The 11,716-nt window shown below is 65.6% G+C and carries 11 protein-coding genes; 5 read left to right on the top strand and 6 right to left on the bottom strand.

Going from position 1 to position 11,716, the window contains the following annotated elements:
* Positions 1-149: 149 nt before the first annotated feature.
* The 5 genes from OKW78_RS08305 to OKW78_RS08325 all read left to right on the top strand — a co-directional run bounded on the left by OKW78_RS08305 (position 150) and on the right by OKW78_RS08325 (position 6,037).
* On the top strand, positions 150-1,865 hold the full coding sequence (locus OKW78_RS08305) for an ABC transporter substrate-binding protein (protein WP_281194717.1): 1,716 nt from the start codon (positions 150-152) through the stop codon (positions 1,863-1,865).
* A gap of 75 nt (positions 1,866-1,940) precedes the next feature.
* On the top strand, positions 1,941-2,924 hold the full coding sequence (locus OKW78_RS08310) for an ABC transporter permease (protein ID WP_281194718.1): 984 nt from the start codon (positions 1,941-1,943) through the stop codon (positions 2,922-2,924).
* A gap of 4 nt (positions 2,925-2,928) precedes the next feature.
* Positions 2,929-3,909, top strand: coding sequence for an ABC transporter permease (locus OKW78_RS08315; protein ID WP_281194719.1), 981 nt, complete (start codon positions 2,929-2,931; stop codon positions 3,907-3,909).
* Entirely contained in the window at positions 3,906-4,946 is a 1,041-nt protein-coding gene (locus tag OKW78_RS08320) for an ABC transporter ATP-binding protein (protein WP_281194720.1), read from the top strand. The genes OKW78_RS08315 and OKW78_RS08320 overlap by 4 nt, the downstream gene beginning before the upstream one ends.
* Complete coding sequence (locus tag OKW78_RS08325; protein ID WP_122104070.1) at positions 4,943-6,037, top strand: ABC transporter ATP-binding protein; 1,095 nt, start codon at positions 4,943-4,945, stop codon at positions 6,035-6,037. The genes OKW78_RS08320 and OKW78_RS08325 overlap by 4 nt, the downstream gene beginning before the upstream one ends.
* 40 nt (positions 6,038-6,077) lie before the next feature.
* Here OKW78_RS08325 and OKW78_RS08330 read toward each other — a convergent pair whose 3' ends face one another.
* The 6 genes from OKW78_RS08330 to OKW78_RS08355 form a co-directional block, all read right to left on the bottom strand.
* Positions 6,078-7,538 carry a TldD/PmbA family protein gene (locus OKW78_RS08330; RefSeq protein WP_281194721.1) on the bottom strand — a complete coding sequence of 487 codons (1,461 nt, stop codon included), beginning with the start codon at positions 7,536-7,538 and terminating at the stop codon, positions 6,078-6,080.
* A gap of 87 nt (positions 7,539-7,625) precedes the next feature.
* Entirely contained in the window at positions 7,626-7,868 is a 243-nt protein-coding gene (locus OKW78_RS08335) for a hypothetical protein (protein ID WP_281194722.1), read from the bottom strand.
* A 69-nt stretch (positions 7,869-7,937) separates the two neighbouring features.
* Positions 7,938-8,192 carry a glutathione S-transferase N-terminal domain-containing protein gene (locus OKW78_RS08340; RefSeq protein ID WP_122104072.1) on the bottom strand — a complete coding sequence of 85 codons (255 nt, stop codon included), beginning with the start codon at positions 8,190-8,192 and terminating at the stop codon, positions 7,938-7,940.
* 116 nt (positions 8,193-8,308) lie between these two features.
* Entirely contained in the window at positions 8,309-9,688 is a 1,380-nt protein-coding gene (locus OKW78_RS08345; RefSeq protein WP_281194723.1) for an NCS2 family permease, read from the bottom strand.
* A gap of 157 nt (positions 9,689-9,845) precedes the next feature.
* Positions 9,846-10,559, bottom strand: a complete 714-nt coding sequence (locus OKW78_RS08350; RefSeq protein ID WP_122104074.1) for a phosphoribosyltransferase family protein — start codon at positions 10,557-10,559, stop codon at positions 9,846-9,848.
* Positions 10,560-10,642: 83 nt separating this feature from the next.
* Entirely contained in the window at positions 10,643-11,485 is an 843-nt protein-coding gene (locus OKW78_RS08355) for a polyprenyl synthetase family protein (RefSeq protein ID WP_122104075.1), read from the bottom strand.
* Positions 11,486-11,716: the final 231 nt, after the last annotated feature.

The following is an 11,716-nucleotide window of genomic DNA, read 5'->3' on the forward strand; positions in this document are numbered from 1 at the left end:
TGATGGAAAGAAAATCGGCAGTAATACGTTATTGAGACGGATATACGCACAGATCATTACTGTCCTCCTTCATGATCCGGTAATAGACGACTGGCGGAGTGGATGAACCACATATTTATATACTTCCTTGTGAAACGATGGGTTGATCCATGGTTAGGTCAGAAGCGGACATGAAACGGCGCGACTTCCTGAAAGCGACTACCGCCGGCGGAACGGTCGGCATCACGGCCCTCGCCGGGTGTTCCGGCGGCGGTGGCGGTGGCGGCGACGACGGATCCGGCGACGACGGATCCGGCGACGACGGGTCCAGCGGCGACGACGACGGGTCCAGCGGCGGCGACAGCAACCTCCCGACGTACACCTACGTCAACAACGCGCAGAGCTACAACCCGCCGCGACACGACGCGATCAACCTCATCGCGAGCCAGTTCGACGACGAGCTCGGCCTCGACATGGAGGTCGACGTGCTCGAGTGGGGGACGCTCTTCAGTCGGGTCTCCGAGGAGTACGACTACAGCTTCGCGACGTGGCACACGTTCTTCGTGACGGAGCCGGTCACCGAGCTGAACAACCTACTCAACTCCGACAACACGGACCCGGGCCAGGGGAACTACTCCGGCTACGAGAACGAGGACCTCGACGGGATGATGGCCGACTACTTGGGCGAGCCGGACGACGACACCCGGATCGACCTGGCACACGACATCCAGCGGACGATCGTGGACGACGTGCCGATGATGCCGATCACCCACATGCCCATGCTCGGCGTCTACAACAACAACCAGGTCGACAACCTGGAGGCGGACCTCGCGAACGGGTTCAACTCCTACTGGACGATGGTCAACCTGGAGATGCAGGGCGGCGAGACCGTCCTGAAGGGGTACTGGCCGGAGACGCTCTCGACGATGAACGTGCTCGGTCACAACGGCGAGAACAAGCACGTCTACCAGTTCAACATGATGTACGACTATCTGGTCCAGCTCGACAACAACGCCGAGGTGGCTACGGACGTCAGCCTCGCGACGGACTTCGAGCGCGTCGACGAGACCACGATGGAGTACACCATCCGGACGGACCACTCGTGGCACGACGGCGAGGACGTCACCGCCGAGGACGTCGCCTTCTCGTACAACTACATCATCGACAACGAGGTGCCGTACTACTCGCCCCAGACGCGGTTCCTCGAGGGAGCCGAGGTCGTCGACGAGGAGACGGTCCGGATCAACATGTCCGAGACGTACGGGCCCTTCAATCTCGGTATCGCGAGCATCATCCCGATCATCCCCGAGCACAAGTGGGCCGACCGCGACAACCCGAGCCAACAGAACATCGAGGAACCCGTCGGCAGCGGTCCGATGATGTTCGACTACTGGGAGCAGGGCAGCGAGTTCGGCATGACTCGGTTCGACGACCACTTCGCTCCCGTCGACTTCGAGCGCCGGTTCTGGCGCGTCATTCCCGAGGCGTCGACGGTGTGGTCGAACCTCCTCAGCGGCGACCTCAACTACGAGCCGTTCGGTCGGCTCGACCGCCAGCTCAACGAGAACCAGGACGAGGACAACATCAGCGTCAACTCCGAGCTCGCCCCGACGTTCTGGCACTTCACCGCGAACGAGCGAGAGGAGGGACTCGACGATCCCGTTCTCCGGCGGGCGCTGTACGAGTCCATCCCGCGGACGCCGATCGTCGACCAGATCCTGTTCGGCTTCCCGGAGAAGGGCTTCAACATCATGTCGCCCGCGTTCGGTCCGCTCCACACGGAGGACGTGACGGAGTACGAAGAGAGCGTCGAAGCGGCGCGTAGCCGCCTCGAGGAGGCTGGCTACAGCTACACCGACGCCGGCGCGCTCCAGGCACCCGAATAAAACGCGAACGGGTGTATCACCCACCCTGCGGCGCAATATTTAAAACAACCACAAGGATATTAGTGACTAAGTAACATGGGAAAAGCTAGCTTCGTTGTCAGACGCACGCTCCAACTCGTCGTGACGTTGTGGGCGGTCGGAACGGTGTTGTTCGGGCTGTTCAGGCTCATGCCCGGCGACCCGACGTCGTACGTCGTCTCCTCACAGATGACACAGGAGGCCCGCCAACAGCTCATCGAGAGCTACGGCCTCAACGACGCGTTACACGTCCAGTACATCCGGTTCCTCGAGAACCTCGTCGTGTTGAACTTCGGCCAGTCGTTCCACTCGAACCAACCCGTCACCGACATCATCGCGACGTACATGCCGAACACGCTCGTGTTGATGTTGACGGCGTTCATCGTCGCGTACGCCCTCGGCATCACGCTCGGCGTGTTGTCGGGGTGGTACCGCGGGTCCCGGTTCGAGCGGAGCACGGTCATCACCGCGTTGACCGCCCGGAGCGTGCCGACCTTCTACGTCGGGCTCATCGTTCTGTGGATCTTCGGCGCCGAACTGGGCGTCATCCCGATGAGCGGGATGACCAGTTTGGGGACGGGGGGACAGAACACGGGATTCCTCGATATGGTCTTTACCCTTGACTTCCTCCGTCACCTCATCGCACCGGCGGCCGTTCTGGGGTTCTACTACATGGGATACCCACTGCTGATCATGCGGACCAGCATGCTCGAGGTCCTCTCCGAGGACTTCATCGACGTCTGCCGCGCCAAGGGGCTCAAGGAGCGGACGATCATGTTCAAACACGCCGCTCGCAACGCGCTCTTGCCGATCATCACGGCGGCCGCGATCGCCCTCGGTTACGCCGTGGGCGGGAGCGTCCTCATCGAGACGGTGTTCGCGTGGCCGGGTATCGGCCGGGAGATGGTCCGTGCGGTCCTTCGGCGTGACTTCCCGGTCGCGCAAGGCACGTTCATCGTGCTCGCGTCGACCATCATCTTCCTGAACTTCGTGGCCGACCTCGCGTACGGCTACCTCGATCCCCGGGTGACTTACGACTAGACCAATGGCCCAAGAAGAACAATCAACGCGGTCGATATACACCGATCTCGACGACGCCAGCACCGACGAGGAGATCAACAAGTGGGAGCGGACGTTCCGTCTCTGGCGGGAGACGCTGAAGGAACACTGGGGCATGCTGACCGACGAGCTGTCGGTCAAGCTCTCGATGCTCACCGTTGCGGGATTCATGATCATCGCGATCTTCGCGCCGTTCATCGCGACCCACCAGCCACTCCAGCGCCAGTTCCAGGGCGACGCCGGGATCATACAGGACAAGTGGGCGGAACCCTCACTGCTCGGCGGGGACACCGAGTATCTCCTCGGAACGACCGCGGAGGGGTTCGACATCTTCAGCCAGCTCGTGTACGGCACGCGCGCCGCGCTGTTGGTCGGGCTCATCGCCGCGTTCTTCACCGCGGGTATCGGGACGCTCGTCGGGCTCGTCGCGGGCTACTACGGCGGGAAGGTCGACGACGCGCTGATGCGTATCGTCGACTTCCTGTACGGGATGCCGCTTCTGCCGACGGTCATCGTCCTCGTCGCGGTGCTCGGACCCGACCTCTGGAACATCATCCTCGCGTTGATCATTCTCCAGTGGCGCTCGACCGCCCGCGTCATCCGCTCGCAGTCGCTGTCGCTCCGTGAACGACCGTTCGTGAAGGCCGCGGAGGTCGCCGGGGCGGGCGATTGGCACATCATCAGCAGACACCTCGCGCCCAACGTGCTCCCGATGACGTTCCTCTACGGTTCGTTCGGGATCGCGTGGGCCATCCTCGCCGAGGCGGGCATCTCGTTCATCGGTCTCGGCGACCCCAACACGGTCTCGTGGGGAACGATGCTGCAGGCCTCCCGGGCGTACTCGGCGCTCTCGTTCGGCGCCTGGTGGTGGTTCGTGCCGCCGGGAATCTGTATCGGCCTGCTCGTCATCAGCGGCTTCCTCATCGGCCGTGGCTACGAAGAGATCACTAACCCCAAGATACAATGAGTCAACTGGAAGTCGAAGACCTCGAAGTCTACTACGAAACGGAAGAAGGGCCGGCACAGGCGGTCGACGGCGTCTCCTTCGAAGTCGAAGAGGGCGAGAACATCGGCATCGTCGGCGAGTCCGGCTGTGGGAAGACCACGCTCGCGAAGGCGATCATCGGGATCCTTCCCGACGCCGGCTACATCAACAACGGGAGCATCAACTTCAAGGGCGACGACCTGACGGAGATGACCAACGCCCAACGGCGTCGCCTCAAGTGGGAGGAGATCTCCATGATCGCCCAGTCGGCGATGAACTCGCTGGACCCGGTGTACACCATCCGGGAGCAGATCGTCGAAGCCATCGAGACGCATCGTCCCGGGACCGGTCGCGTCGAGTCCACCGAGATCGTGACCCAGATGTTCGAACTCGTCGGACTCGATCCGGAGCGCGCCGACGACTACCCACACCAGTTCTCCGGCGGGATGCGTCAACGGGCCATGATCGCGATGGCGCTCGCGCTCGAGCCGTCGCTGATGCTGGCCGACGAGCCGACCACGGCGCTCGACGTGATCATGCAGGACCAGATCCTCAAGCGGATGAGCTCGATCCAGGAGGAGATCAACTCCTCGATGCTCGTGATCACCCACGACGTGAGCGTCGTGGCCGAGACCTGCGACCGCGTCATCGTGATGTACGCGGGGAAGATCGCGGAGGAAGGTCCCGTCGATGAGATCTTCAACCAGCCGTATCACCCGTACACGATCGGATTGAAGCGTGCGTTCCCGAACATCAGGAAGAGCAGCCAGGACCTGCTCTCGATCTCGGGATACCCGCCCGAACTCATCGATCCGCCACAGGGGTGTCGGTTCGCCGAGCGATGTCCGATGGCGACCGACAGGTGCCGCGAGGAGGAGCCGGAGGCGCACTACGAGAACGGGCTCCGCTCGTACTGCCACTACGCCGACGAGATCGACACCGAGCTCCGGCCGTACGCCGACGATCCGGGGACGTGGGATCAAGCGGCCGCCGCGACCGACGGAGGTGTCGAGGAATGAGCGGCAACGAGGTCCTCCTCGAGGTCGACGACCTGAAGAAACACTTCAAGGTCAATCAGGGCTGGATCGCCAGCCTGGTTGAGTCCTTCGGCAGGGGCGAACCCGACTACGTCCACGCGGTCGACGGCGTCAGCTTCGAGCTTCGCGAGGGGGAGACCCTCGGGCTCGCCGGCGAATCCGGCTGCGGGAAGACGACCACCGGGATGTCGCTGGTGAAGCTTCACGACCCGACCGCCGGCGACATCGTCTACGACGACACGCGACTCTCGGAGGCGAGCGACGCGGAGATCAAGCAGTTCCGCCAGAACGCACAGATGATCTTCCAGGACCCCTTCGAGAGCCTGAACCCACGGATGACGGTGTACGACACCGTCGCCGAGCCGCTGCGGATCCACGACATCCGCAACGAGACGGCGCGGGTCCAGCGTGCGCTGGAGTTCGCGGAGCTGCTCCCGGCCGAGCACTACTTCGATCAGTACCCCCACGAGCTGTCCGGCGGGCAGCGACAGCGGGTCGCGATCGCGCGGGCGCTCGTGCTCGATCCTGACTTCATCGTCGCGGACGAGCCGGTATCGATGCTCGACGTGAGTCTCCGTGCGGGGGTGCTCTCGCTTCTCGACCGGATGACCGACGAGTTCGGCCTCTCGGTGGTATACATCAGTCACGACCTCTCGCTGCTCCGGCACATGTGTGACCGGCTGGCGATCATGTACATGGGCAAGATCGTCGAGAAGGGACCGACCGACCAGATCATCGAGAACCCGCAACACCCGTACACGCAGGCGCTCATCAACGCCGTTCCCGTTCCCGACCCCGCCGTGGGTCGCGAGCGGGTCGAGCTTCAGGGAGAGGTCGGCGACGTCATCGACATCCCGACCGGCTGTCGGTTCAAGAACCGGTGTTCGGAGTACATCGGCGACGTCTGTGACCAGGTCGTCCCGCCGCTGGAGGCGAAGACGGACTTCGAACAGGACGTCGCCTGTCACCTCTACGACAGCGCGGAGGGGTACGACCCCTATCAGGAGATGACCGGGAGTCCGAGCGCGGCGGAGACGGGCGACGAGCCCGAATCCACGCCCGCGGACGACTAATTTCCGTTCCCCGTCGACGGCTCGTCTCCGTCGATAAGGACTAGGTTCCCTTCTCGATGGGTGCTTCCAGCAGGAGCCCCGGCGCGGTCACCGCGAACGGGATCTGTGATTTGTGCTTCTCACAGACGCCCGTCACCGTCCCGCGAGCATCGCCGATCCGCGAGACGCTACGGAGCACGTCCGGCGTATACTCCAGGAACATCCCGTCGACGCGGCCGTTCCGTTCCCCATCGTCGAGACGGTAGGCCTCGGCGAGCGGGAACTCCGCGGACCCGCACTCCGGCCGATCCTCGGTCATGTCGTCGATGTCCTTCGCGTATAGGGCGCTCGCCGGAAAGACGCCCGCCCGCTGGACGCGCTCGAACTCGTCGCGGAGCCACGGCTTCTTGAACCGCTCGACGTACACGTCGGCGTCGGCTTCGAGCCCCGCCGCCGTCGCGTCGCTGGCGTCAACGTCCAGGTGCCGGGCGTGGATCCGGGGCGGTTCGGTGAACCCGAGGCTGGGAACGCTGTTTCCGCTCGGATACGTGTCCTCCTCGGCGGCGGTGGTCGTGTTGTGGAGGCGACGCCGGACCCGGCCGTCGGAGACCAGTCGCGTCGGCGCGGTCGGTTTCACCTCGGCGTCGTACGCACGAGCCGCGAAGGATCCGGCGTGAACCGTGTCCTCGATCGAAAGCGTCTCCGGGCCGATCCGGTCGCCGACCTCGTAGGGGCTCATTCCCATGTAGTCGGCGTCGGCCTCGAGGTAGTGAGACACGAAGTGGAAGAGCTGGCCGGCCGCCTGGGGGCTCAACGCGACCGTCGTCTCGCCGGACGGGACGTCGACGGGATCGGCATCGGCGAGCGTACGCGCGTCCGCCGCAGCGGATTCGATGGCGTCCGGTATCTCCTCGAGGAAGGCCGCTCCCTCGGTCGAGCCCGCGTGACGTCTCACTTTCGCCCCGTCGGCGAGCGTGAGGCTGAACTCCACTCTCGCCCGGTCGAGCGTCGTTTGGATGACGCTTCCGGTGGTGGTTCCGACGGCCTCCTCGATATGGGCGTCGACGTAGTTCGCCCACCGACGGTCGAGATCGAGGTCGGCGGCGGCCGCGAAGCCCGCCTCGACGGCCGCGACCTTCTCGTCGACGTCGACCGACTCGATCCCCTCCTCGGACCAGCCGCCGTGGGTCGCTCGGTGGGTGGTGTAGGCGTCGAAGCGGCCGGGCTGGTCCTGGGCGAGCACCTCGCCGCTGCGGATCGCGCGGTCGGCGACGTCGGTGAGACTCTCCTCGTCGATCGAGTTGGTGTACCGGTAGTCGGCCGCGCCGTTCGCGAAGACCCGGAGCCAGACGCCGGTCTCGGTGAACTCGGTCGCGCTCCGCGGGCCATCGCCCGTGACGACCGCGTCCGTCTTCTCCTGGTAGACGCCGCCGACCTCCGCGTACGACACCGCATCGTTCGCCTCCAAGCTGTCGAGCAACCAGTCCATCGCGTCCAACACGTCCTCACGTTCGTCGGTCATAACGGTGTGATCGCCGCTCTCACACATGAAACCCGTGACTTCCGGAAGGACTGTTCGGCGATCCGTGAACTCGAGGCGTCGTGCGGATCAGCGTTCGTTTCTCCGGCGTTGTTCCTCCGCTTCCGCCTCGTACTGCCTCGCCACTCGCTTCTCTTGCAGCTTCTTTCTGTACTCCCAGTACCCGGCACCGAGGATGAGAACGGCGAACACGACGCCCTGAAACAGCGCGCCGTCGGACGCGAAGTACGCGAACGCGGCGACCGCAAAGAGCAGCGAGAGCCCGAGCGTCGCCCTCGCCCATCGCTGTTTCGGGAGGCGAGGGAGATCCATGCCGACGGATCCGTCTCGGAACGTATCAACGTTGGCCTTCGGAAACGACGACCGTTCGTCCCGGTCCGTTTAGCTCGCGTTGCCGTACGTCTCCTCGAGGTATTCGACGATGTCGTCGCTCTCGGGCATCGCGTCGATCCCGTTCGCCTCGTCGACGAGGACGGGGACGCCCGTCTGGCCGCTTACCTCCTCGACCTCGGTCCGCTCTCCGTGCGGGCGCGGGACCATGATCGACTCGTACTCGAGGTCGAGCTCGGCGAGCGTCTCCTTGACTTTCGCACAGTAGGGGCAACCCTCCAGTTCGTAGAGTTTCAGGTCCGTCATCGCCCGAGGATACGGGCTCGGGAGGTAAAGAACCTCCGCGGTCGGTGGAGGGACGCGCACGGGCGGGTCGCGGCCGCCGTTGACCGCGGCACCGATCGCGGCGCTCGAGGGGGGCGCTACAGGATCACGTCGCGGGTCTGGAGCACGTAGTAGACGACGAGCAGCGCCGCGATGGCGTACTGGCCGAGGTCGACGTCGTCGTACTCGCCGGTCGCGACCTTGATCAGCGGGTACGCGACGATCCCGGCCGCCAGGCCGTCGGCGATCGAGTAGGCGAACGGCATCACGGTGACGGTGAGTCCGGCGGACACCGCCCACGCCGGGTCGGACCAATCGACCTCGGTGACCCCCTGGAGCATCATCACGCCGACGACGATGACGGCGATGAAGGAGGCGTACGCGGGGATGGCCGCAACGGCGGGTACCGCGAGAAGCGAGAGGAGGAAGCCGGCGGCGACGACGAGCGCGGTGAGACCGGTGCGTCCGCCCTCCTCGACCCCGGCCGACGACTCGATGTACGTCGTCACCGTGGAGGTGCCGAGCATCGCGCCGACGGTGGTGCCGACCGCGTCGGCCATCAGCGGCTCGTCCATCTCCGGGAGGTCGCCGTCCTCGTCGAGGAAGTCGCCGAACTGCGAGACCCCGATGAGCGTCCCGGCGGTGTCGAAGAAGTCGACGAAGAAGAACGTGAAGACGACGAGCGTGAAGGTGAGCGGTTCGATGTCGGCGAGCCCCTCGAGGAAGGCGCCCGCGAGCGGGGTGATGTCGTACTGGGCGGCCGGCAGCGACTCGGGCGTGACGACGCCGCGCTCGAAGACCCCGCCGAGCGTGAGCAGCCAGCCGGAGAGCGCGGTGGTCAGGATGCCGAGGATGACCGCGCCCGTGATCCCGCGGGCCCACAGCGCGAAGGTGAACGCCAGTCCGAGGATCCCGAGGATCGACCACGGGTTTCCGAACACCGCGCCGAGCGTGACGAGCGTCGCGTCGTCGGGAACGACGAGTCGGAGCTCCTGAAGGCCGATGAACAGGAGGAACAGCCCGATACCCGCGCCGACGGAGCGCTTGACCGGCTCGGGGAACAGCCGGATCACGTACTTGCGTGCGCCGACCGCGGTCAACGCGATGAACAACAGCCCCTCGACGAAGACGGCCGCGAGCGCCGTCTGCCACGGGATGCCCAGACCGATCACCACGGTGAACGCGAAGAAGGCGTTGAGCCCCATCCCGGGCGCGAGCCCGAACGGTCGGTTGGCGTAGACGGCCATCACCAGCGTCCCGACCGCGGACGCGAGGATCGTCGCGATGGCGATCATCTGGACCACCTCGATGAACTCGTATCCCGGGATCTGGATCGCCTCCGCGAGGATGAACGGGTTCACCACGATGATGTAGGACATCGCGAGGAACGTCGTGAGCCCCGCCACCAACTCGGTCCGGAAGTCCGATCCGTGCCCTTCGACGTCGAACCGTGTCGCCAACGTGTCTGCGATCCCCATTGGTTACTCGTGGATACTCCCGGTGTCAAACATAAGTATTTCTACCTGAAATGAGCAGAGATACACAAATGTGCATATAGATCTCGTCGAGCTGTCGTTTCATCGTCAAAAACTGGTCGAACGTGCGAACGGCGCGGTGCCGCGACGGGTCCGGTTCCTACTCGAAGGTCGTCAGCGCGCCGACGGGGGCGTCGGTGATCTCGCGGGCCCGGCGCATGCCCTCGTCGCCGACGGCGATGAGCGTGAACACGCCGCCGACGTCGGCGTCGGCCTGTAACGCGATGTCGAGGAGGAGCTCCTGGGTCTCGCCCGACCGGATCAGGTCGTCGACGACGAGGACGGTGTCGCCCGCCTCGATGGCGCGTTTCGGCAGGTAGTAGGTGAGTTCGATGCCGGAGGCGAGCCGCTGGCGCGACTCGATGAACTCCTCGACGGCGGTCTCCTTCGACTTCTTGGCGTACGCCAGCCGGGCGTCGAAGAAGGAGGCCATCGCCGCACCCAGAGTGATCCCGTCGGTCGCGGCGGTGAGCACCACGTCGGGCGAGGCGAACTCGAACGTCTCGGCCGCGACTGGCGCGACCAGGTCGAGGAAGGACTGGTCGAAGACGACGCCGCTGTTGTCGACGTATCCCTCGTCGTCGAAGGCGACGCGGGCGACGAGTTCGTCGGCGAGCGCGTCGCGGCCGACCTCGCTGACCACCTCGCGCGCCCGGTCGGCGCCGGGGAGCACGTGGCCGTTGACGTACCGGTTCAGGTCGCCCGCCGGCAGCCCGGTGAGCGTCGACAGCTCCTCGTACGTCCGCGTCTCCTTCAACGTCCGCAACACGGCGACCGCCTGTAACTGGAGGGCCGCCTTCTCTGCGCGGTTCATATTAATGATCGTGATCGCACAAGTATGAATACATCGAAGTTCCATCGCGTGAGTGTATCCACGAACGACGAACTCCGGGGCGGCTATCGCTCGCGGACGACGACGAACTCCGCGAGGTCACGGAGGTACTCGATCGCCTCCGTTTCGGGCGGGTTCGCGTCCTCGAGCGCGGCGAGCGCGAGCTCGGACTGCTCGCGCGCGCGTTCGTCGACCTCCGCCGGCGAGAGCGAGGTCACCTGGACGACCGACGGCCGGTCCATCTCGGCGTCCTGGCCCGTCGGCTTCCCGAGGTCGTCGGCGTCGGCGGTGGCGTCGAGCACGTCGTCGCGCATCTGGAAGGCGACGCCGACGCGCTCGGCGTACTCGCCGAACGACTCGATCGCGGCCGGCTCCGCGCCGCCCGCGACCGCGCCGAGCTCCGCGGCCGCGCGGAACAGCGCGCCGGTCTTCCGGCGAGCCAGCTCCATGTACTCGGCCTCCGTGGTCGGGCGGGCGGCGAGCTCCGTCGCCTCCCCCTCGCCGAGCTCGACCATCGCCTCGGCGACGGTCCGCATCGCCCGCTCGTCGGCCGAGAAGAGCGCGAACGCCTCCCCGAGAAGCCCGTCGCTCGTGATCATCGCCGGACCGTAGCCGAACTCGGCCCACGCGGAGGGGGTCCCGCGACGGACGTCCGAGCGGTCGATGATGTCGTCGATCACGAGCGAGGCGTTGTGGACGAACTCGATGCCGGCCGCGAAGTCGACGGCGTCGTCCGGGTCGCCGTCGAACGCCTCGCAGGCGAGGATCGTCACCGCCGGGCGCACGCGCTTGCCGCCCGCGAGCACGACGTGCGCGAGCTCGTCGGACAGCTCCTCGGGCTCGACGCGGTCGATGACCCCCTCGATCCGCTCCTCGACCAGCGCGACCCGGCGCTCCAGGTACTCCATCTACCGCAGGGAGGGGACGGCCGCGCAAAGGCCTAACGGAACGGCGGTCGAGGAGGGACGAGCCGGAGGAGAACACGGTTCGGTTCCCCCGAAATCGACGCGGTGGCGCGCGCCTACGAGCGGCCGACGGGCCGCGACCGGAACGCGAGGGAGTCGGCGCGGCGGTCGTGAAAGCCGAGCCGACGAGGCTGGGGAGGCGTGAGGTGCGGTGCGGAGCGCCTCGCTGTCGGG

Source organism: Halorubrum sp. F4 (assembly GCF_027257195.1).
Lineage (GTDB): Archaea > Halobacteriota > Halobacteria > Halobacteriales > Haloferacaceae > Halorubrum.